At 68.1% G+C, this 22151-nt stretch carries 19 protein-coding genes and 2 tRNA genes; 13 read left to right on the plus strand and 8 right to left on the minus strand.

The window, feature by feature from the left end; translation table 11 throughout:
* Window positions 1-5: 5 nt before the first annotated feature.
* The 3 genes from H7I41_RS25530 to H7I41_RS25540 are packed head-to-tail and all read left to right on the plus strand — an operon-like array spanning window position 6 to window position 3407.
* The gene (locus tag H7I41_RS25530; RefSeq protein ID WP_264015427.1) at window positions 6-1037 is read left to right on the plus strand and encodes a Gfo/Idh/MocA family protein; all 1032 of its coding nucleotides are present in this window, start codon (window positions 6-8) and stop codon (window positions 1035-1037) included.
* A 1-nt stretch (window position 1038) separates the two neighbouring features.
* On the plus strand, window positions 1039-1920 hold the full coding sequence (locus H7I41_RS25535) for a sugar phosphate isomerase/epimerase family protein (protein ID WP_264015428.1): 882 nt from the start codon (window positions 1039-1041) through the stop codon (window positions 1918-1920).
* Window positions 1917-3407 (plus strand): CoA-acylating methylmalonate-semialdehyde dehydrogenase, encoded by a 1491-nt coding sequence (locus H7I41_RS25540; RefSeq protein ID WP_264015429.1) that lies wholly within the window; start codon window positions 1917-1919, stop codon window positions 3405-3407. Before H7I41_RS25535 ends, H7I41_RS25540 begins: the two co-directional genes overlap by 4 nt.
* A gap of 63 nt (window positions 3408-3470) precedes the next feature.
* Here the strand turns inward: H7I41_RS25540 and H7I41_RS25545 are convergent, their stop codons facing one another.
* Window positions 3471-5030 carry a Na+/H+ antiporter gene (locus H7I41_RS25545; protein WP_264015430.1) on the minus strand — a complete coding sequence of 520 codons (1560 nt, stop codon included), beginning with the start codon at window positions 5028-5030 and terminating at the stop codon, window positions 3471-3473.
* A 140-nt stretch (window positions 5031-5170) separates the two neighbouring features.
* Here H7I41_RS25545 and H7I41_RS25550 point away from each other — a divergent pair, with 140 nt between their 5' ends.
* The gene (locus H7I41_RS25550) at window positions 5171-6259 is read left to right on the plus strand and encodes a YncE family protein (RefSeq protein ID WP_264015431.1); all 1089 of its coding nucleotides are present in this window, start codon (window positions 5171-5173) and stop codon (window positions 6257-6259) included.
* 112 nt (window positions 6260-6371) lie between these two features.
* Here the strand turns inward: H7I41_RS25550 and H7I41_RS25555 are convergent, their stop codons facing one another.
* A complete protein-coding gene (locus tag H7I41_RS25555) occupies window positions 6372-8546 on the minus strand; it encodes a glutamine synthetase III family protein (protein ID WP_264015432.1) in 2175 nt (724 codons plus the stop codon).
* Window positions 8547-8736: 190 nt separating this feature from the next.
* Between H7I41_RS25555 and H7I41_RS25560 the strand changes: the two genes are divergently transcribed.
* The 5 genes from H7I41_RS25560 to H7I41_RS25580 all read left to right on the plus strand — a co-directional run bounded on the left by H7I41_RS25560 (window position 8737) and on the right by H7I41_RS25580 (window position 15110).
* Window positions 8737-11106, plus strand: a complete 2370-nt coding sequence (locus H7I41_RS25560) for an FdhF/YdeP family oxidoreductase (protein WP_264015433.1) — start codon at window positions 8737-8739, stop codon at window positions 11104-11106.
* Complete coding sequence (fdhD, locus tag H7I41_RS25565; RefSeq protein WP_264015434.1) at window positions 11094-11918, plus strand: formate dehydrogenase accessory sulfurtransferase FdhD; 825 nt, start codon at window positions 11094-11096, stop codon at window positions 11916-11918. The genes H7I41_RS25560 and fdhD overlap by 13 nt, the downstream gene beginning before the upstream one ends.
* A gap of 108 nt (window positions 11919-12026) precedes the next feature.
* Window positions 12027-13259, plus strand: a complete 1233-nt coding sequence (locus H7I41_RS25570; protein ID WP_264015435.1) for a fatty acid desaturase family protein — start codon at window positions 12027-12029, stop codon at window positions 13257-13259.
* Between the two features lie 84 nt (window positions 13260-13343).
* Complete coding sequence (locus tag H7I41_RS25575; protein ID WP_264015437.1) at window positions 13344-14660, plus strand: nucleotide disphospho-sugar-binding domain-containing protein; 1317 nt, start codon at window positions 13344-13346, stop codon at window positions 14658-14660.
* Between the two features lie 45 nt (window positions 14661-14705).
* On the plus strand, window positions 14706-15110 hold the full coding sequence (locus H7I41_RS25580) for a hypothetical protein (protein ID WP_264015438.1): 405 nt from the start codon (window positions 14706-14708) through the stop codon (window positions 15108-15110).
* Between the two features lie 70 nt (window positions 15111-15180).
* Here the strand turns inward: H7I41_RS25580 and clpX are convergent, their stop codons facing one another.
* Window positions 15181-16461: an ATP-dependent Clp protease ATP-binding subunit ClpX gene (gene clpX / locus H7I41_RS25585; RefSeq protein WP_264015439.1), complete on the minus strand. Its 1281-nt coding sequence runs from the start codon at window positions 16459-16461 to the stop codon at window positions 15181-15183.
* Window positions 16462-16896: 435 nt separating this feature from the next.
* Here clpX and H7I41_RS25590 point away from each other — a divergent pair, with 435 nt between their 5' ends.
* Window positions 16897-17295, plus strand: coding sequence for a hypothetical protein (locus H7I41_RS25590; protein ID WP_264015440.1), 399 nt, complete (start codon window positions 16897-16899; stop codon window positions 17293-17295).
* A gap of 22 nt (window positions 17296-17317) precedes the next feature.
* On the opposite strand, the gene H7I41_RS25595 is transcribed toward H7I41_RS25590, so the two are convergent.
* The 4 genes from H7I41_RS25595 to H7I41_RS25610 all read right to left on the minus strand — a co-directional run bounded on the left by H7I41_RS25595 (window position 17318) and on the right by H7I41_RS25610 (window position 20229).
* Window positions 17318-17965 (minus strand): ATP-dependent Clp protease proteolytic subunit, encoded by a 648-nt coding sequence (locus H7I41_RS25595; RefSeq protein ID WP_264015441.1) that lies wholly within the window; start codon window positions 17963-17965, stop codon window positions 17318-17320.
* Complete coding sequence (locus H7I41_RS25600) at window positions 17965-18561, minus strand: ATP-dependent Clp protease proteolytic subunit (RefSeq protein WP_264015442.1); 597 nt, start codon at window positions 18559-18561, stop codon at window positions 17965-17967. The genes H7I41_RS25595 and H7I41_RS25600 overlap by 1 nt, the downstream gene beginning before the upstream one ends.
* 118 nt (window positions 18562-18679) lie before the next feature.
* Complete coding sequence (gene tig / locus H7I41_RS25605; RefSeq protein ID WP_264015443.1) at window positions 18680-20116, minus strand: trigger factor; 1437 nt, start codon at window positions 20114-20116, stop codon at window positions 18680-18682.
* A gap of 39 nt (window positions 20117-20155) precedes the next feature.
* A tRNA-Pro gene (locus H7I41_RS25610) sits at window positions 20156-20229 on the minus strand.
* A gap of 135 nt (window positions 20230-20364) precedes the next feature.
* Here H7I41_RS25610 and H7I41_RS25615 point away from each other — a divergent pair.
* Window positions 20365-20438, plus strand: a tRNA-Gly gene (locus H7I41_RS25615).
* A gap of 120 nt (window positions 20439-20558) precedes the next feature.
* Here the strand turns inward: H7I41_RS25615 and H7I41_RS25620 are convergent.
* Entirely contained in the window at window positions 20559-21002 is a 444-nt protein-coding gene (locus H7I41_RS25620; RefSeq protein WP_264015444.1) for a hypothetical protein, read from the minus strand.
* A 375-nt stretch (window positions 21003-21377) separates the two neighbouring features.
* On the opposite strand from H7I41_RS25620, the gene H7I41_RS25625 reads away from it, so the two are divergent.
* Together H7I41_RS25625 and H7I41_RS25630 are read left to right on the plus strand one after the other, a co-directional pair.
* The gene (locus H7I41_RS25625; RefSeq protein ID WP_264015445.1) at window positions 21378-21614 is read left to right on the plus strand and encodes a hypothetical protein; all 237 of its coding nucleotides are present in this window, start codon (window positions 21378-21380) and stop codon (window positions 21612-21614) included.
* Window positions 21615-21761: 147 nt separating this feature from the next.
* Window positions 21762-22109: a hypothetical protein gene (locus tag H7I41_RS25630; protein WP_264015446.1), complete on the plus strand. Its 348-nt coding sequence runs from the start codon at window positions 21762-21764 to the stop codon at window positions 22107-22109.
* Window positions 22110-22151: the final 42 nt, after the last annotated feature.

The raw sequence follows: 22151 nt of genomic DNA on the forward strand, positions 1-22151 counted from the left end.
AAGCCATGTCTGACTTGCGTGTAGCCGTCCTCGGTGTCGGCGTCATGGGCGCCGACCACGTGGCGCGTCTCACCACCCGGATCTCGGGGGCCCGGGTGTCCGTGGTCAACGACTACGTCACCGAGAAGGCCGAACAGATCGCCGCGGCCATCCCCGGGTGCCGCGCGGTCGTCGACCCCCTCGACGCCATCGCCGATCCCGACGTCGACGCCGTCGTGCTCGCCACCCCGGGCCCGACCCACGAGAAGCAACTGCTGGCCTGCCTCGAGCACGGCAAGCCGGTGTTGTGTGAGAAACCGCTGACCACTGACGTGGAGACCGCCCTCGGCGTGGTCAAACGCGAGGCCGAACTGGGTCGCCGGCTCATCCAGGTCGGCTTCATGCGCCGGTTCGACCACGAGTACGCCCAGCTGAAGGCCCTGCTCGACGGAGGTGAGCTGGGCCGCGCGCTGGTGCTGCACTGCGCGCACCGCAACCCCGCCGTGCCACCGACGTTCGACAGCGCGATGGTGGTCCGCGACTCGCTGGTGCACGAGGTCGACGTCACCCGTTTCCTCTTCGACGAGGAGATCACATCGATCCAGATCATCAAGCCGGCCGCCAATCCCGGTGCACCACAGGGGCTTGCCGACCCGCAGATCGCGATCATGCGGACGGCGTCGGGCAGGCACGTCGACGTCGAACTGTTCGTCACCACCGGCGTCGCCTACGAGGTGCGCACCGAGGTGGTGGCCGAGAAGGGCAGTGCGATGATCGGCCTGGACGTCGGACTGATCCGCAAGCGCGGCGACGGCACGTGGGGCGGGCAGATCACGCCCGGGTTCCGCGAGCGGTTCGGCCAGGCCTACGACACCGAGTTCCAGCGCTGGGTGGACGCGGTGGCGGCCGGGGCCGGCTCGGGAGACCACACAGACGGGCCCACCGCCTGGGACGGGTACGCCGCCGCCGCCGTGTGTGAGGCGGGCGTGGAGTCGCTGAACAGCGGACTGCCCGTCGACGTGACGATGGTCGACCGCGCGTCGATCCCGGGGGCCTGACGTGAAGATCGCCCTCGACCCCACGCCGTTCCACCACGACCACGACCTGCTCGAGTTCCCGGCGCTGGTCGCCGAACTCGGCTACGAACACCTGCAACTCACCCCGCACCGGGACTTCATCCCGTTTTTCAACCACCCCCGCGCCGACGACGACCTGGTGGCGAAGTTCCGCAAGGCGTGCGCCGATGCGGGTGTCGGCATCGCGTCGGTGCTACCGGTGCTGCGGTGGTCGGGCCCCGACGAGGATGCCCGCGAAGCGGCAGTACGCAATTGGAAGCGGGTCGTCCAGATCACCGTCGACCTCGGGGTGAACGTCATCAACACCGAGTTCTCCGGCCGCCCGGAGAAGGCCGAGGAATCGGAGCGGGCGTTCTTCCGGTCGATGGAGGAGCTGGTGCCGATCTTCGAGCGCGAGGGCATCGACGTCCGGATCGACCCGCATCCCGACGATTTCGTCGAGGACGGCCTCGAAGCGGTCCGCATCATCCGCGGCGTGAACTCACCCAACATCGGCATGGTCTACGTCGCCTGCCACACCTTCCATATGGGGGGTGACATGGCGGCCATCATGCGGGCCGCCGGTGACAAATTGCGCCTGGTGCACGTCGCCGACACCATGGACCACCACCGCAGCCACGGCTTGCGTTACATCACCAATCCGCCGGGCAATCCGGCGCGGGTGCACCAGCACCTCAAGATCGGCGACGGCGACGTCGACTGGGACGAGTTCTTCGGCGGCCTGGCTGAACTCGGCTTCTACGATCGCGATGACACCGTGATGGTGTCGTCGGTGTTCGCCGAGGACGAGACCGCCCACGACGTGTCCCGCTACCAACTGAAGACCATGACCGAGTACGTCTCGAAGTACGGAGCCCGACCATGAGCACGATCACCCACTGGATGAACAACGCGCCGTTCACCGGCACCGGCACCGGGACGGCCCCGGTGACCAACCCGGCCACCGGTCAGGTCACCGGCGAGGTCGCCCTGGCCGGCGTCGAGGACGCCCGCGCCGTCATCGACGCCGCCGCAGCGGCGTTCCCGGCGTGGCGCGACACCTCGCTGGCCAAACGCACCGCGATCCTGTTCAACTTCCGGGAACTGCTCAATGCCCGCAAGGGCGAGCTGGCCCGGATCATCACCGCCGAGCACGGCAAGGTCGTCTCCGATGCGCTCGGAGAGGTCAGCCGCGGCCAGGAGGTCGTCGAGTTCGCCTGCGGCATCCCGCATCTGCTGAAGGGCGGGTTCACCGAGAACGCCTCGACCAAGGTCGACGTCTACTCGGTCCGCCAGCCGCTCGGCGTCGTCGGCGTCATCAGCCCCTTCAACTTCCCGGCGATGGTGCCGATGTGGTTCTTCCCGATCGCCATCGCGACGGGCAACACCGTCGTGCTCAAGCCCTCGGAGAAGGACCCGTCCGCGGCGCTGTGGATCGCCGCGCTGTGGGCCGAGGCCGGTCTGCCCGACGGGGTGTTCAACGTGCTGCAGGGCGACAAGACCGCCGTCGACGAACTGCTGACCAACCCGAAGGTCAAGTCGGTGTCTTTCGTCGGGTCGACGCCCATCGCGCAGTACGTGTACTCGACCGGCACCGCCGCGGGCAAGCGGGTCCAGGCCCTCGGCGGCGCCAAGAACCACGCCGTGATCCTGCCCGACGCCGATCTCGACCTGGCCGCCGACGCGATGGTCAACGCCGGCTTCGGCTCCGCCGGTGAGCGGTGCATGGCCATCAGCGCCTGCGTGGCCGTCGGCCCGATCGCCGACGACCTGGTCGCCAAGATCGCCGAACGCACTACGCCGTTGAAGATCGGCGACGGCACCGGGGATTCGGACATGGGCCCACTGGTGACCAAGGCCCACCGCGACAAGGTGGCGTCCTACATCGACGCCGGCGAGGCCGACGGCGCCAAGATCGTCGTCGACGGCCGCTCCGTCGAAGCCGACGGCGGCGAGCAGGGTTTCTGGCTCGGGCCCACCCTGATCGACCACGTCACCCCCGAGATGAGCGTCTACACCGACGAGATCTTCGGCCCTGTGCTGTCGGTCGTGCGCGTCGAAACCTACGACGAGGCACTCGATCTCATCAACACCAACCCCTACGGCAACGGCACCGCGATCTTCACCAACGACGGTGGCGCCGCCCGGCGGTTCCAGAACGAGGTGCAGGTCGGCATGGTCGGCATCAACGTGCCGATCCCGGTGCCTATGGCGTACTACAGCTTCGGCGGCTGGAAGGCCTCGCTGTTCGGCGACTCCCACGCCCACGGGATGGACGGCGTGCAGTTCTTCACCCGGCAGAAGGCCATCACCAGCCGCTGGCTCGACCCCAGCCACGGCGGCATCGAGTTGGGCTTCCCGCAGAACCAGTGATTTGTGGAGTCTGAGCCGCGCTCACCGCGGCTAGGACTCCACAAATCGCAAGGTCCCCGGCGCTCAGTCGGAGGTGCCGCGGGCGTCGAGGCGGCGCAACACGCGATCGACGACGGTGGGGTCGGTGCCCGATTTCGCGCGGGCGCCCACCACCGCGTCGCGAGCGGCTTCGAGCACCTCCTCCTTGAGCGCGTTCACCGTGCAGGCGTCGTGCACGTGCACGGTGTCCTGCCGGTCGGCCTCGTCTCGGATCAACCCGAGCGAGTGCCACATGCGGGTGGCGTTCTCGCAGGCCTCGTCGATCACCTGCGAGTCGACGTCGCCGCGGTCGCGGACCTCGTCGAGACGGCGGAATCCGGCGTCCCGGGCCCGTTGCAGCAGCTCCTGTTCCTCGGCGTCCTGCTCTTCGCCCGACACCGTGACACCGAGAACGCGGACCAGCACCGGCAGGGTGAGGCCTTGGGCCAGCATCGTGCCGATGATCACCACGAACGCGATGAAGATCAGCCGCTCACGCTCCGGGAAGCCGGGCGGCAGCGCCAGCACCGCCGCCAGCGTCACCACCCCTCGCATGCCCGCCCACGACGCCACCGTCATCTCCCGCCAGCCGACGGGTTCGGGCCTGTCGCTACGTCGCCGCATGACCTTCTCGTCGATCGCGGCGACGGGGAAGATCCACAGGAACCGCACCACCACCACCACCGCCGTGATCAGCAGTGCCTGCCCGATCAGCGTGCCGAACGACCCGGACACCTGGTCGGCGACGGCGCGCAGTTCCAGGCCGACGAACGCGAAGGCCGCCCCCGTGACCAACAATTCGATGATCTCCCACGTCGTCCCGGACACCAGCCGGGTCTGCGCGGACTCCTGGTCGGCATAGCGGCTGAGCGCCAGCGCGATCGTGACCACCGCGAGCACCCCGCTGCCGTGCGCCGCGTCGGCGGCCACGTATGCCGCGAACGGCATCACCAGCACCAGTGCGCTGCCCGCGGGGTGGGCGGGCAGCTTCTTCAGCAGCCAGCGCGTCGCGACGGCGATCGCCAGCCCCACCGCGATCCCGATGCCCACCGCCGCTCCGAGCGTCGCACCGGCATGCCAGGGCACGAACGCCCCCGTCACCGTCGACGCGACAGCCACCTCGTAGAGGACCAGTGACGTCGCGTCGTTGACCAGTCCCTCGCCCTCCAGGATGGTGCGCAACCGGCGGGGCAACTTCAGCTTGTTCGCCACCGCGGTGGCGGCAACCGGATCGGGCGGCGCCACCGCCGCACCCAGCGCGAGCGCGGCGATGAGTGGCAGCCCGGGCACCACCGCCTGCAGCACCACGCCGACCGCGCACGCGGTCACCCCGACCAGCGCGATCGCGAGCAGGCCGATGGCGCGACGGTTGTCCAGGAACTGCCGCCACGACGTGCGACGGGCCGCGGCGAAGAGCAGCGGGGGCAGCACCAGCGGCAGGATCAGTTCCGGGTTCACCGTCGGCGGCGGAAGCCCCGGCACATAGGCCAGGGCGAGGCCGAAGATCAGCAGTACCACGGGATAGGGCAGGTTGATGCGCTCGGCGAGCGGAGCCAGCAGCACGGTGGCCGCCGCCAGCCCGAGCAGCAGCGTCAGGCCGGCCATCGGTGCCGGCCTCGGTGGGGTGTGGGTCTCATGTCGACCTGCACATTCCCCATTCCCGGACGCGGGAACCCCTGGTGGCGGAATTCTTACGATCCGGGCCGGGCCGTCTCGGCGCGGGCGGCCGTGGCTATCCGACCGCCATGACCCTGCGACCACTGCTGTTGACGCTCGTGCTGATCCTCGCGGGCTGCGGCGGTGAGGCCGCGGAGCAGTCCCCCGCCGAGCCGTCGACGCCCGGTGCGGCAACGACGACCACCGGCCTGCTGCCCTCCGGGGTGCCGACCGAGGGCAACCGCCCGCCTGCCGGCGACCTGCCACCGCCCGCCGAACCGCAACAGGCGCCGCGACAGACCGCACCGGTGCCCGGCCGTACGGTGGCGGTCGGCACCGCACCCGAAGGTGTCGTCGTCGACGCGCAGACCCGCATCGTCGCGGTGGCCACCCGCAAACCCGACACGCTGGTGCTGCTCGACGCCGACAGCGGCGACGTCGTCGCACGTACACCGCTGCCCGGCTTCGTGCGCCACCTGCAGCTCGCCGCGCCCGGAGGACCCGTCCTGGTGCCCGTCGAGAGCGCCGACGCGTTGATCCGGGTCGAGCTGCCCGGCGGCCGGGCCGAACCGCAGGTGATCACCGGGACGGTTCCGCACGACGCCGCGCAGGCCCCGAACGGCACCGTGTTCGTCGCCAACGAACTGGGCGGCACCGTCGCCGCGGTGCGTGGCGACGACATCGTCAAGGTCTTCACCGACAGCGTCCAGCCGGCCGGGCTCGCACCGGTGGGCACCTCGATGGGACTGCTCGACGTGCGCAAGAACGACCTGACCGTCTACGACAGCGACCGGCTGACCATCGTCGGGTCGACACCGGCAGGAGAGGGCCCGACCCATCTGGTCGCCGACCGGCACGGCCGGATGATCGCCACCGACACCCGCGGCGACGCGGTGCGCGTGTTCGAGCCGCGGCCGACGCCCCGTGAGGTCGCCTCGGTGCCGCAGGCCGGTGGGCCGTACGGCATCGCCTACGACCCGACCCGTGACCGGCTGTGGGTCGCCTCGTCGGGCACCAACGAGGTCGTCGGCTACGACATGTCCTCGGCGCAGCCACGCGAGCTCCAGCGGCTGCCGACCGTGCAGAACCCGTACACCCTCGGTGTCGACGCGACGACCGGTCGGCTGTTCGTCGCCGGGGTGTCCGGCGGCGTGGTGCAGATCATCGACCCCGCGTGAGCGTGGCCGCCGAGTGTGAGGGCTGCGGTTACCAGGGCCCGTACAGGACGGGAACCCTCACACCCGGCGGCGGTACGGGGTACGCGGCGAAGCGGGTCAGCGGCCGTGTTGATCAGAGGATGTAGAGCATCTCCTGGTAGGTCGGCAGCGGCCACAGGTCGTCGGCGACGATGCCCTCGAGGGTGTCCGCGGCGGCACGCACCGCGTCCATCGCGGGAAGCAGGCCGTCGCGGGCGTGGGTCGCCTCCTCGAGCGCGCCCTCGGCGTGATGGGCCAGCGCGGCCTTCAGCGCCGACACCGCCGCGGTCAGCTCGCCGATCGGCTCCGAAACACCCTGCAGCAGCGTCATGTCGGGCTCGATGCCGGCCGCCTTGAGCGTCGCGACGTTCTGCGCGAGCTCGGTCTGGTAGCGCACCGCCGCGGGCAGGATGACCGTGGATCCCAGCTCCAGGGCCAGCTTCGCCTCGACCGCGACGGTCAGCGCGTACTGCTCGAGGCGGACCTCGTAGCGGCTGTGCAGTTCGCGCTCGCTGAACACGCCGTACCGCTCGAACACCTCGATCGCCTCCGGCTTGATCAGCTCGGGAACCGCGTCGAGGGTGGTCTTGAGGTTGGGCAGTCCACGCTCGGCCGCCTCGATGTGCCAGTTCTCGGAGTAGCCGTCGCCGTTGAACACCACCGCGCCGTGCTCGGTGATGATCTCGGTGAGCAGCGTCTGCACCGCGGTGTCGAACGCCTCGCCGTCGGACACGGCCTTCTCCAGCACCGTGGCCATGTAGTCCAGCGAGTCGGCCATGATCGTGTTCAGGATGATCATCGGCACGTTGATCGTCTGGCCCGAACCGGGCGCGCGGAACTCGAAGCGGTTGCCGGTGAACGCGAACGGGCTGGTGCGGTTACGGTCGCCCGGATCGGTGGGCAGGATCGGCAGGGTGTCGACGCCGATGATCATGGTGCCCTTGCCCTTCGACGACGTCGCCGCGCCCTTGGCGATCTGGTCGAAGACGTCGGCGAGCTGATCGCCGAGGAAGATCGAGATGATCGCGGGCGGTGCCTCGTTGGCGCCGAGACGGTGGTCGTTGGTGGCCGAGGCGACCGACACCCGCAGCAGGCCGGCGTACTTGTGCACCGCGCGGATCACCGCGGCACAGAACACCAGGAACTGCGCGTTCTCGTGCGGGGTGTCGCCGGGCACCAGCAGGCTGCCGAACTGCGCGTTGCCCATCGAGAAGTTCACGTGCTTGCCCGAACCGTTGACCCCGGCGAACGGCTTCTCGTGGAACAGGCACTCCATGCCGTGCTTCTTGGCGATGGTCTTGAACGTGGTCATCAGCAACTGCTGATGATCGGCGGCGATGTTGGCCCGCTCGAACATCGGCGCGATCTCGAACTGGCCGGGCGCGACCTCGTTGTGGCGGGTCTTGGCCGGGATGCCCAGCTTGAACAGCTCGCGTTCGGTGTCCATCATGAAGCCGAGCACGCGCTCGGGGATGGCGCCGAAGTAGTGGTCGTCGAACTCCTGGCCTTTCGGCGGCTTGGTGCCGAACAGGGTGCGTCCCGCGTTGATCAGGTCCGGGCGGGCGAGGAAGAAGTGCCGGTCGATCAGGAAGTACTCCTGCTCAGGACCGCAGAACGACACGATGTGATCGAAGTCTTTGTGGCCGAACAGCTTCAGGATGCGCTCGGCCTGCGCGCCCATCGCCTGCTGGCTGCGCAGCAGCGGCGTCTTGAAGTCCAGCGCCTCACCGGTCATCGAGACGAACACCGTCGGGATGCACAGCGTGTTGCCGTTCGGGTTCTCCAGGATGTACGCCGGGCTGGTGACGTCCCAGCCGGTGTAGCCGCGCGCCTCGAAGGTGCTGCGCAGGCCGCCCGACGGGAAACTCGACGCGTCGGGCTCACCCTGGATCAGGGTCTTGCCGGCGAACTCGGCCAGCGTCTGGCCGTCGGAGACCGGCTCGAGGAAGCTGTCGTGCTTCTCGGCGGTGAACCCGGTCATCGGGTAGAAGACGTGGGCGTAGTGGGTGGCCCCCTTGGACAGCGCCCAGTCCTTCATCACCGAGGCGACGGAGTCGGCGACGGCCGGGTCGAGTTTGGCGCCCTTCTCGATGGTGGCGACCACGGACTTGTACACCGACTTGGGCAGCCGCAACTGCATCTCGGCCTTGGTGAACACGTTCGATCCGAAGATCTCGCCGGGCGCCTCGGCGGGATCGAAGCTGATCGCCGGCGGCACGTACGCCTCGACGTTGTTGATGGCCTGCAGACGCACGGCATTTCCGCTCAATGAAGTTCCTATCACTCCCATGGTCCGCGCGTGTCTCACGCCGACGGTTGACCGGCCAACACTAGGAACGGTCGATGGCAAACTTGTTACGCGCCCGTCACCGGCAGAATTCAATCGCCGTCCCGCGGCGTCACCACCTCACCACCCCGACCCGCGGCCGCGGCGTTGCGACGACGCCTACGCTGGTTTCATGGGGCTTCGACTACGCAGAGGACGCGGTGTCACCCGCGACATCGAGGCGGACTACGACGAGCACGCCGCGGTGACCACCGGACCGGAAGGCGAGGCCGCGGGCGTCAAAGCCGTGCTGGTGTCGCTGCAGCGCGGCCTCAAGTCGATGGGTCCGCTGCGCACCGCCGCATCGCTGGTCCGGCTCAACCAGAGGCACGGGTTCGACTGCCCCGGTTGTGCCTGGCCGGAGGAGCCCGGCGGCCGCAAGTTCGCCGAGTTCTGCGAGAACGGCGCGAAGGCCGTCGCCGAGGAGGCCACCAAGCGGGTGGTGACACCGGAGTTCTTCGCCCGGCACTCGATCGCCGACCTGGGAGCCCGTCCCGAGTACTGGCTGAGCCAGCAGGGCAGGCTCACCCACCCGGTGGTGCTGCGTCCCGGTGACGACCACTACCGCGAGATCGGCTGGGCCGAGGCGTACCGGCTGATCGCCGGCGAATTGCGGGCCCTCGCCGATCCGAACGAGGCGGTGTTCTACACCTCTGGTCGCACCAGCAACGAGGCCGCGTTCCTGTACCAGCTGCTGGTCCGCAGCTTCGGCACCAACAACCTGCCGGACTGTTCGAACATGTGCCACGAGTCCTCGGGCGCCGCGCTGGGCGATGCGATCGGCATCGGCAAGGGATCGGTCAGCGTCGAGGACGTCGCCACCGCGGACCTGATCATCATCGCCGGCCAGAATCCGGGCACCAACCATCCCCGGATGCTGTCGGTGCTGGAGAAGGCGAAGGCCGACGGCGCGAAGATCATCGCCGTCAATCCACTGCCCGAGGCCGGCCTGATCCGCTTCAAGGACCCGCAAAAGGTGCACGGCGTGGTCGGACACGGGGTGCCGATCGCCGACGAGTTCGTCCAGATCCGCCTCGGCGGCGACATGGCGCTGTTCGCGGGCGTGGCGCGCCTGCTGTTGGAGGCCGACGACCGGCAGCCCGGCACCGTCGTCGACCGCGAATTCATCGACAAGCACTGCGCTGGCTTCGCCGAGTACGAGGCGCACGCCCGGGCGGTGGACCTGGACGCCGTGCTCGAGGCCACCGGCATCGACCGCGAACAGCTGGAACGGGTGGCGGCGATGGTCGCCGGTTCGCAGCGCACCGTGGCGTGCTGGGCGATGGGGCTCACGCAGCACCGGCATGCGGTGGCGATGATCTCCGAGATCGCCAACGTGCTGCTGATGCGCGGCATGATCGGCAAGCCCGGGGCCGGATTGTGCCCGGTGCGTGGCCATTCCAACGTGCAGGGCGACCGCACGATGGGCATCTGGGAGAAGATGCCGGAGGCGTTCCTCGCCGCGCTGGACGCCCACTTCGGAATCGTCAGCCCGCGCGACCACGGCGTGGACACCGTCGACGCGATCCGGGCGATGCGCGATGGCCGGGCCAAGGTGTTCATGGGCATGGGCGGCAACTTCGCGCTGGCGACGCCGGACACCGCGGTGACCGAGGCCGCGCTGCGCAGTTGCTCGCTCACCGTGCAGGTGTCGACGAAGCTCAACCGCAGCCACATCGTGCACGGCCGCACCGCGCTCATCCTGCCCTCGCTCGGCCGCACCGACCGTGACCTGCAGAACGGCATGAAACAACAGGTTTCCGTAGAGGATTCGATGTCGATGGTGCACCTGTCGCGCGGCAGCCTGCACCCGCCGGGCGACGAGGTGCGCAGCGAGGTCGCCATCATCTGCCAGTTGGCTCGCGAGCTGCTCGGCCCCGACCATCCGGTGCCGTGGGAGCGGTTCAACGCCGACTACGACACCATCCGCGACGCCATCGCCGCCGTGGTGCCCGGATGCACCGACTACAACGCCAGGGTGCGCGCACCCGACGGCTTCCAGCTGCCCAACGGCCCCCGCGACTCACGCGAGTTCCCGACCAGCACAGGCAAAGCCAACTTCGCTGTCAACGAGCTCGAATGGGTGCCGGTGCCGCCCGGCCGACTGGTGCTGCAGACCCTGCGCAGCCACGACCAGTACAACACCACGATCTACGGGCTGAGCGACCGCTACCGCGGTGTCGAGGGTGGCCGGCGCGTCGTCTTCGTCAACCCGACCGACCTCGCCGAATTCGGTCTCACCGAAGGCGACCGTGTCGATCTGGTGTCGGAGTTCGCCGTCGGTGGCGAGACGCAGGAACGCCGGGCCAAGGACTTCATGGTGGTGCCGTACTCGACACCTGCGGGCAACGCCGCCGCCTACTACCCGGAGACGAATTCGCTGGTGCCCCTCGACCACGTCGCCGCGAGGTCGAACACCCCGGTCTCCAAGGCCGTCGTCATCCGGCTCGAGAGGGCCAGCGCGCCCAGCGATCTGGTGAGCGGTTCGACATGGGACGAGTGACCACCCGCCGGCGGGCGCACCACCTCACCGGCGAGGACACCGTCGCCCGGCCGGAGACGCTGGTGGTCGAGGAACCGCTGGAGATCCGCCTGAACGGCACGCCGATCACCGTGACGATGCGCACACCGGGCTCCGATGTCGAACTCGCGCAGGGTTTCCTGCTCACCGAGGGCGTCATCGGCCACCGTGACGATGTGCTGACCGTCCGCTATTGCCGCGGCGCTGACGAAACGGGCGCCAACACCTACAACGTGCTCGACGTCACCCTGGCGCCGACGGTGCCCATGCCGGACATCGACGTGCGGCGCAACTTCTACACCACGTCGTCCTGCGGGGTGTGCGGCAAGGCGTCGCTGGAGGCTGTGCAGCTGTCGAGCAGGCACTGTCCGGGCGACGATCCGTCGACCGTTCCCGCAGGGACGCTGTCGGCGATGCCGGACCAGTTGCGCCGGGCGCAGAAGGTGTTCGCCAGCACCGGCGGCCTGCACGGCGCCGCGCTGTTCACCACCGACGGCACGCTGCTGGTGGTGCGCGAAGACATCGGCAGGCACAACGCCGTCGACAAGGTGATCGGCTGGGCGACCGAACAGGATCGCGTCCCGCTGACGGGCACGGTGCTGCTGGTCAGCGGTCGCGCATCGTTCGAGCTCACCCAGAAAGCGGTGATGGCCGGCATCCCGGTGCTCGCCGCGGTGTCGGCGCCGTCGTCGCTCGCCGTCGACCTGGCCAGCCAGTCCGGACTCACGCTGGTGGCGTTCCTGCGGGGCGACTCGATGAACGTGTACACCCGGCCGGACCGCGTCACCCGCTGAGCAGGACGCACCCGTAGACTTCGGATCGTATGGCAACGCGATGACGGGTTGCCCCGACCCGACGGCCACCGCCACATGTCATGGACGCCATCGAACAAGGATTGACCAATGGTGATCAGCCAGGTCCGCGCCTACGCGCATCTGACCGACGCAGACCTCGACGCATTCGGCAGTGAACTCGACACCCTGCGCACCCGCATCGAAGAAGATCTCGGCGCCCGTGACGCCGCCTATATCCGCAGGACCATCTTCTTCCAGCGCACGCTGGACATCGCGGCGCGGCTGACGATCCAGTGCAGCCGCAGCCGGGCCGGCTGGCTGCTGGGCACGGTGGCGCTGGCCACCGCCAAGAGCATCGAGAACATGGAGATCGGGCACAACGTCGGCCACGGCCAGTGGGACTGGATGAACGACCCGGAGATCCACTCCAACACCTGGGAGTGGGACATGGCGGGACTGTCCTCGCAGTGGCGCTACTCGCACAACTACACCCACCACGTCTTCACCAACATCCTCGGCATGGACGACGACATCGGTTTCGGGGTGATCCGGGTGACCCGGGACCAGACCTGGAGACCGGAGCACCTCATCCAGCCGGCACGCAACGTGCTGCTCGCACTCATCTTCGAATGGGGCATCGCGCTGCACGGCGTGCACTCCAACCGGGACCGTGTGGACACCGCCGCCGAGCGAACAGCCGGACGGAAAGCGCTGCTACGCAAGATCTCACGTCAGGTCACCAAGGACTACGTGGTCTTCCCCGCGCTGAGCGGGCGGCGCTGGCGACGGACGTTGGGCGCCAACACCGCGGCCAACGTCCTGCGCAACCTGTGGGCCTACCTGGTGATCTTCTGCGGCCACTTCCCCGACGGGGCGGAGAAGTTCGATCCTGCGGTGCTGACCGACGAGACGAAGCCGCACTGGTATCTGCGCCAGATGCTCGGCAGTGCCAACTTCACCGCCGGCCCGTTGATGGCGTTCCTCAGCGGCCACCTCTGCTATCAGATCGAACACCACCTGTTCCCCGACCTGCCCAGCAACCGCCTTCCGGAGATCGCGGTGTCGGTGCGGCAGTTGTGCGAGAAGTACGACCTGCCCTACACCACCGGCCCGCTGGCCCGGCAGTACTTCCTCACCCTGCGCACCATCCACAAACTCGCGCTGCCGGACCGGTTCCTGACCGCCACGGTGGACGATGCCCCGGAGACCGCGTCCGAGCGGCGATTCGACGGTGACCCCGCATGGCCGGCGGATCCCCACGTGCGATACGGGCTGCGCAGCGCCCTTGAGCGGCGGCGTCAGGCCCGGCGATCGCGGATGCCGTGGCGGAGCGGCGGGTAGCGTCCGCCTCGCGCGGTGAACCTTTGACGGCGGTGGCTCGTCGGAGTGGTCGGAACACAATCGACCACTCGAAGGAGCCCTCCCATGGCGGAGATCTTGATCGTCGCGATGCCCCCGATCGGCCACGTGAGCCCACTGCTCAGCGTCGCCGCCGGACTGATCGACCGTGGCGACCGCGTCACCGTGCTGACGTCGGCCACCCACGCCGAACGGGTCCGTGCCGTCGGCGCCACGCCGGCCGCCATTCCCACTGAGGCCGACTTCGATCTGTCGCGCCTCGACATCGACTTCCCGGGGCGCGCCGAGACGACGGGTGTCGCACGGGTCAACTTCGACATCACCCACCTGTTCGTCGCACCGATGCCGCACCAGGCCCGCGCGCTATCCGAAGTCCTGGCGCACAACAGGTTCGACGCCGTGATCGTCGACGCCGCCTTCCTGGGTGTGCTACCGCTGCTGCTCGGCGACCGGGCCGGCCGGCCGCCGGTGCTCGCCTACACCACCACACCGCTGATGATCAACAGCCGCGACACCGCACCCGGCGGCCTCGGCATGGCGCCGTCATCGTCGTGGCCGGGCCGGTTGCGGAACCGGGCGCTCACCGTCCTCGCTCAGAAGGTGCTGCTGCGGGAGTCGCAGCGGGCGGCCGAGGACGTGCTGAACCGCCTCGGCGCCGGCCCGCTGCAGACCTTCGTCCTGGACGCGGGATTGCTGGCCGACCGCTACATCGTGCCGACCATCCCCGAATTCGATTATCCGCGCAGCGATCTGCCCACCACCGTGCGATACGTCGGCACGGTTCATCCCGCACCGTCATCCGGCGTGACGCTTCCGTCCTGGTGGCAACAGCTCGACACGGCGCGCCCGATCGTGCACGTCACCCAGGGCACCATCGACAACGCCGACCTCGGCCGACTGCTTACACCGACGATCGCCGCACTGGGCGGTGAGGACGTCACCGTCATCGCCACCACCGGTGGCAGGCCGGTGACCGACCTGAAGATTCCACTGCCCAGCAATGTCCATGTCGCCGAATACATCCCGCACGATCTGCTGCTGCCCAAGGTCGACGTCATGGTGACGAACGGCGGCTACGGCGCCGTGCAGCGCGCGCTCAGCGCCGGGGTGCCGCTGGTGGTGGCCGGTGACACCGAGGACAAGCCGGAGGTGGCGGCCCGGGTGGCCTGGGCCGGAGCGGGCATCGACCTGCGCACAGGCACACCGTCACCGGAAGCGGTGCGCACCGCGGTTCGTGCGGTGCTCGACGACGACCGCTACGGGCGCAGAGCCCGCGACCTCGCCGCCGGCTATGCCCGGCGCGACGGCGTCGCCGAGATCGCCGCGCTCGTGCACGACGTGATCGCCGAGCGCGGCAATGTGGCGCCGCGCGAAGTCGCGTAGTCGACTACTCATGCGCTTGCACGCTGCGGCCCGCAGGCTCGAACCATGCTGACCGAGCTGCAGTTCGTCGCGATCACCGCGTTCCTCATCTGGGGACTCGTCAGCTCGGTGTGCGGCCTGCTCACATCGTCGGCCCCCGAGCCGGTGCTGGTCTGGCGCGAACACGGCCCGGACGGCTGGGACGGCTGGCGCGAGGTGCATTTCGGGCTGACGGGCGCCGACCGGCGGGCTGTCGAGCAGGCACATGGCAGGGAGCTGACCGAGTCGGACCGGGCCGGCCTCACCGAGGCCGTGCTGCAGCAGACCCGCCGGGATGACAGCGATGCCGTCCAGTTCGCCGTCGTGCACCGCTCACCGGAGGGGATCGACACCGCACCGGCAGTCGTCTGCGTCTGCGCGCCGGTCGCGATACGCCAGGGGGAAGAGGTGGCCGCCGTCGGCACGGCATGAGCCACCAGCAGAAGGGACGGCAGCGTCGAGGAGGGGACGACGCTGCCGTCCCGCTGCTCAGCGGGTCAGATCAGGCGCTCTTGTCGCGGCGTTCGGCGCGCGTCGGCTTGCGCGGCACGATCGTCGGCAGCACGTTGTCCTGCACGGTCTCCTTGGTGACGACCACCTTGGCGACGTCGTCGCGGCTGGGGATGTCGTACATCACCGGCAGCAGGACTTCTTCCATGATGGCGCGCAGACCACGGGCACCGGTGCCGCGGTGGATCGCCTGGTCGGCGATCGCGTCGAGGGCGTCCTCGTCGAACTCGAGCTCGACGCCGTCCATCTCGAACAGCCGGGTGTACTGCTTCACCAGCGCGTTCTTCGGCGTGGACAGGATCTGCACCAGCGATTCCTTGTCCAGGTTCGTCACCGATGCGACGACCGGCAGGCGACCGATGAACTCGGGAATCAGACCGAACTTGATGAGGTCTTCGGGCATGACCTCGGCGAAGTGGTCCTGGGTGTCGATCTCGGCCTTCGAATGCACCTCGGCGCCGAAGCCAAGCCCGCGCTTGCCGACGCGGTCCTGCACGATCCGCTCGAGCCCGGCGAACGCGCCGGCCACGATGAACAGCACGTTGGTGGTGTCGATCTGGATGAATTCCTGGTGCGGGTGCTTGCGGCCGCCCTGCGGGGGCACCGACGCCTGGGTGCCCTCGAGGATCTTCAGCAGCGCCTGCTGCACACCCTCACCGGACACGTCGCGGGTGATCGACGGGTTCTCGCTCTTGCGGGCGATCTTGTCGACCTCGTCGATGTAGATGATGCCGGTCTCGGCGCGCTTGACGTCGTAGTCGGCGGCCTGGATCAGCTTGAGGAGGATGTTCTCGACGTCCTCACCGACGTAGCCGGCCTCGGTGAGCGCGGTGGCATCGGCGATCGCGAACGGGACGTTGAGCATCTTGGCCAGCGTCTGGGCGAGGTAGGTCTTGCCGCAGCCGGTCGGGCCGAGCATCAGGATGTTGGACTTGGTCAGCTCGACGGCCTCGGCGCGCGAATCGCGCGACTTCTCCCCCGCCTGGATGCGCTTGTAGTGGTTGTAGACCGCCACTGCGAGCGTGCGCTTGGCGGTGTCCTGCCCGATGACATAGCCCTCGAGGAAGTCGCGGATCTCCGCAGGCTTGGGGAGTTCATCGAGTTTGACGTCGTCGGCGTCGGCCAACTCCTCTTCGATGATCTCGTTGCACAGGTCGATGCACTCGTCGCAGATGTACACACCGGGACCCGCGATGAGCTTCTTCACCTGCTTCTGACTCTTGCCACAGAACGAGCACTTCAGCAGGTCACCGCCGTCTCCGATACGTGCCATGGTGGTGGAGGCCTACTTCCTGTTCACAAGTCGGTGAATCGGACTGGTGGTTCACTTCGGGCGTCGCCGAGGCGTAGTTCCCGACGCTACCCGCTTGCTCCGGCGCGGTGCGACCGTTAGAGCCGAATCGCGTCGGTGGTATTCAACTGTCGCGCCAACATATCGCCTGATAACCGCTGGAACGCTCCGGACGCGCTGGCGTGTCGCCGCCGTTACCAGACCGAGAGCGCGCGCTTCGACCACGATACCGAAGGCCGAGTCCGACGCGAACTCCCGTTCACCGAGCGCTGACGCACGACACCCGCTTGCCCGGCGGCCAGGAAACCTTTTCATCTCGGCAGCGGAGTCTGGCTTCGCGGTGATTTCGGCAAGTCGGTGTGATCCGCAGAATTCTTCCAACGAGCCGCTACCGCCACCGCTTGATCGGAGCCAGACATGAAAATCCAAGTCGCCGCACGCGCAGTCGCGATCACCACCGTGGGCCTGGGCCTCACGCTCGGCGCGTCCGCCGTTGCGAACGGCAAGCCGGTCTGGGACATCGGTGTCTACGACAGCTGCGTCACCAAAGCGGACAACGACTACGTCAACGGTGTCCTCGCAGCTGATGACTACGCCGACCGAATCGCACACTGCTGTGCCGACAGCGGAGGCGTCTGGGTCGGCGGACCGATCTCCGGTTGGTGCACCGCCCCACCACCGCGCAAAGTCGACGCCGTGCCGATCGCCCCCGGCGCTACGGCGGGCGTGGCCGACGAGCCCCCACCCGGCACGCCGCTTCCGACGCCGACACCGCGCCCCCGGCCGGTCGCCCAACCCGGAACCACCGTCGGTTAGCGGATCCAACGGGACAGTCCGGCTACCCCTTCTGCGCCGACAGCTTGCGGTACTCGAGCACCGTGTCGATGACGCCGTAATCCTTGGCCTCGGCGGCGGTGAGGATCTTGTCGCGGTCGGTGTCCTTGCGGATCTGCTCGGCGGACTTGCCGGTGTGGCCCGCCAGCGTCGTCTCCATCAGCGTGCGCATCCGCTCGATCTCCTTGGCCTGGATCTCCAGGTCGGAGAACTGCCCCTGGATCACACCGGACAGCGCCGGCTGATGAATCAGGATGCGGGCGTTGGGCAGCGCAAGCCGCTTACCTGGCGTTCCTGCCGCCAGCAGCACCGCCGCGGCCGAAGCCGCCTGGCCCAGGCACACGGTCTGGATGTCGGCACGCACGTACTGCATGGTGTCGTAGATCGCCATCAGCGAGGTGAACGAGCCACCGGGCGAGTTGATGTACATGGTGATGTCGCGGTCGGGATCCAGCGACTCCAGGACCAGCAGCTGGGCCATGATGTCGTTGGCCGACGCGTCGTCGACCTGCACGCCGAGGAAGATGATGCGCTCCTCGAACAGCTTGTTGTACGGGTTGGACTCCTTGACGCCGAAGCTCGAGTGCTCGATGAACGACGGCAGGATGTAGCGGGCCTGGGGCATGACGCGGGGGTCAGTGTGATTGGTCATCAGGGTGCCACTCCGTCGTTGATGCTGGCGCTGGTGATGATGTGGTCGACGAAGCCGTACTCGAGGGCTTCCTGCGCGGTGAACCAGCGGTCGCGATCGGAGTCGGCTTCGATGCGCTCGATGGTCTGACCGGTGAACTCGGCGTTCAGCCGGAACATCTCCTTCTTGATCGAGGAGAACTGCTCGGCCTGGATCGCGATGTCCGCCGCGCCACCGGTGATGCCGCCCAACGGCTGGTGCATCAGGATGCGGGCGTGCGGCAGGGCGTAGCGCTTGCCCTTGGTGCCCGCCGCGAGCAGGAACTCACCCATCGATGCGGCCATACCCATGCCATAGGTCGCCACGTCGCACGGCGCGAGCACCATGGTGTCGTAGATCGCCATGCCGGCGCTGATCGAGCCGCCGGGCGAGTTGATGTACAGGTGGATGTCCTTGACGGGGTCCTCGGCCGACAGCAACAGGATCTGCGCACAGATCCGGTTGGCGATGTCATCGTCGACCTGAGAGCCAAGGAAGATGATGCGCTCGGCGAGCAACCGCTCGTAGACCGAGTCCTGCAGTGTGAGCCCTGGCGACCCGCCACGCATTTCCGTCATCGGCTGAGTACCTCTTTCTCGTACGTCTTCATCGCTCTCGAACTTCATCGGCTGTCACCGACACTAACCAAACTGCGCCGCGCCGCACTCCCTGACGGGGGCGCGTTCGCTCACAGCGTCACTTGGTGTCGGCGGCCTCGGCCTCGGCCTGGTCGTCCGTGTCCTCGGCTTCGGCGGTGTCGTCGACGTCGGCCTCGACCTCACCCGCGGCGGCTTCCTCGGCGTCGGCGTCGCCGGCGGGCCCGAAGAACTCCGTGGTGTCGATGACCGTGCCCTCGGTGTCGGTGACCGTCGCGGCGTGCACCACCGCGGCGATGGTGAGCCCGCGCCGCACGTCGGCGAACATCGCCGGCAGCTGGTTGTTCTGCTGCAGCACCTGCAGCAGCTGCTGCGGCTCGATGCCGTACTGGCGTGACATCAGCACCAGGCGCTCGGTCAGGTCGTTCTGGCCGACCTGGATGTCGAGCTTGTCGGCCACCGCGTCCATCAGCAGCTGGGTCTTGACGGCCTTCTCGGCGTCGCTGCGGGTTTCCGCGTCGAACTCCTCGCGGGTGCTGCCCTGCTCGGCGAGCTGCTCGGCGAACCGCTCCTCGTCGTGGTCGAGGCCGTGGATCGCGTTGTGGACCGTGTCGTCGACCTGGGCCTGCACCACCTTCTCGGGCAGCGGGATCTCGGTCTGCTCCAGCAGCGCCTCGAGCGCGCGGTCACGGATCTGCTCGGCCTGGGTGACGCGCTTGACCCGGCGGACCTGCTCCACCAGGCTCTCGCGCAGCTCCTCGAAGGTGTCGAATTCGCTTGCCAGCTGGGCGAACTCGTCGTCGGGCTCGGGCAGCTCGCGCTCCTTGACCGACTTGACGGTGACGGTCACCACGGCCTCGCGGCCGGCGTACTCACCGGCGGCGAGCGTGGTGGTGAAGTCCTTGCTCTCGCCCTCGGAAAGCCCGGTGATCGCCTCGTCGAGGCCGTCGATGAGCTGACCGGAGCCGACCTCGTGGGACAGGCCCTCGGTGGCGGCCTCGGGCACCGGCTCGCCGTCGACGGTGGCAGACAGGTCGATGGACACGAAGTCGCCCTCGGCGGCCGGCCGGTCGACACCGGTGAGGGTGCCGAACCGGGCACGCAGATTCTGCAGCTCCGCGTCCACCTCGTCGTCGCCGACCTCGATCGGGTCGACGGTGATCGTCAGGGATTCCAGATCGGGCAGCTCGATCTCGGGCCGCACGTCGACCTCGGCGGTGAAGACCAGGTCCTCGCCGTACTCCTTGTTGGTGATCTCGATCTCGGGCTGGCCCAGCGGCTGCACCTCGGAGGTGGTGATCGCCTCGGAGTACTTGCCGGGCACGGCCTCGCCGACGACCTGGTCGAGCATCGCCTCACGGCCGACGCGCGCCTCGAGCAACTTGCGGGGCGCCTTGCCGGGCCGGAAGCCGGGCAGCCGGACCTGCTGGGCCAGCTGCTTGAAAGCGCGGTCGAAATCGGGCTCCAGTTCCGTGAAGGGCACCTCCACGTTGATGCGCACCCGGGTGGGGCTCAACTTCTCGACGGTGCTCTTCACGCTCTTTGACTCCTCGATGTCTGAATACGGGTGGTGCTGTCGGGGTGACAGGATTTGAACCTGCGGCCTTCCGCTCCCAAAGCGGATGCGCTACCAAGCTGCGCTACACCCCGAAGGTGGTCCTCGTCGCCCGCACGCGCGTCACTGACCACGCGAGATACTACGTGTTGCCGGCGGCACGCATGCGCGCGCGGCAGCCAATTGGCCTTGATCGACGGCGCGCCGGTACGATCTGCGGTGCACAACATGCGGGCGTAGCTCAATGGTAGAGCCCTAGTCTTCCAAACTAGCTACGCGGGTTCGATTCCCGTCGCCCGCTCCACGAAGTGCCCTGGGCAGAGTCCGGCGAACACCCGTTCGGCCGCTCGCGTGACCTGAAAAGCGCAAACAGGCCGCCACGACGAGCATCGAGCGCGCAAAGGCCGGTGAAGCTCGCCAAACTTCACCCCTTCGGCGCCAAGACCGGATTCTGTGCCGGCGGCGGTGGCGGAGGAGCGACCGGTGCGAGACCCGGATCCGACGCCTGCGGCGGTGTCACGCCGGGCTTGCCCGTGACGGGACCGCTGTCCCCCGGCGACCTCTCCGCCGGAGGGGCGTAGCAATTCATCGGGTCTTCCGGCTTCCAGATACCGCCGGCGGCCTGGCAGCACAACTGGTTGTATGCCTGGAGGTCGCGTGGCCCTTCGTTGTTGTCGTCTCGGACTACCCGGGTCCAACAACGGTCATAGTCGTCGAGATCGAGTCCATCTTCCACCGGTGCGGCCATGACGATCGGGGTTGCCCCGAAAGCGGTTCCGGCCACCAGCGCTGTGACTACCAGAAACTGTCGGACGTGAACGTTGATGCGGCCGAACCGGTGGGTTGCAGTGCGACTGGTGGTCGTCATCTCTTCTGCTCCGTTCTTGGTGGGTCTTGCGTACTTCGGCGGCTCGGTAGCGCCGCGTCACAAGAGGAATTCTTCTGACCATCCAGCGGTTGGGTAATCGCCGAGAGGCCAGATTTCAGTCCCGAACAGCAGGGCTCTTGCTATCCATCCAGCAAGGAACGGACAGCCGGCGGCTGTGCGGGTTCGATTCCCGTCGTCCGCTCCACACCGCCCCAGCGCAGAGGCCGGCGGACGCCCGTTCGAGGGACTGCGCGGTGCCTACTCCGTGCCTACCGCCAGCTTCCTGACCCGCTGCCGGAGGACGTAGAAGGGCTTCACTCCGGGCCATGGAAGAGACAAGAGAACCCCGTCGGGACCGCTGTTGTCCTCGCCGCGATGGGCGAATCCTTCTACAACCCCGCGGCCAATACCGTCAGCAGAAAATTCGGCAGCGAGGTGACTGACTTTGCCATCGCCGGGAATCGACTCCATGCAGGGGTAGCGAACGGGACTGTGCTGGTCATCAATCGCGACAGTTTCGACCTGATCGACGCCGATCCGAATGAGGACGGGACCAATGCAATCGAGCTACCGGCGGGTGCGACCCCTGTGATGGAACTCCGACCGAGCTGACACAGTTCGCGCTGCGTTCGCCCAGATAATTCAAGGCCCCAATATGCAGTGTCCGGTCAAATCGCCCGGGACAATTCGCACGTCGGCTCCCAGCGGAGCAGGGACGCCGGTCGGCAAGCAGGTGTCAACGCCATTGATGAGTGCGCGTTGGCCAACCGGGCCGGGGTTGACCTTGCCCGTTACCGGGTCGATGAAGGGCGTGACTGGGCCTTGTCGCACGGCGTCTTGCCCGGGCTGCACGGCGTCTTGCCCCTGTTGCAGGGCGTCTTGCCCCTGTTGCAGGGCGTCTTCGACCTGGCCGGCGACGCCGGCGGCCTGGTCCTGCTGGCACTGCTGCTGTTGTTCTGGCGGCCGCTGTTCACAGGGCGGATCCTGCGCACCGGCGGTCGGAGCGAATGCGAGGGCGGCGCACGCGCCCACCGCAGCGAACATTGCGCGAGCGGTGCAACGCTTCAACACGAGGTCATCCCTTCGGTCTGCTTCGCCCGACCTTAGACGAGGTGAACGAGTTGATGTCGGGATTCCTTTGCACTGCCC

Origin of the sequence: [Mycobacterium] manitobense (assembly GCF_025821665.1) — a bacterium.
Lineage (GTDB): Bacteria > Actinomycetota > Actinomycetes > Mycobacteriales > Mycobacteriaceae > Mycobacterium > Mycobacterium arseniciresistens.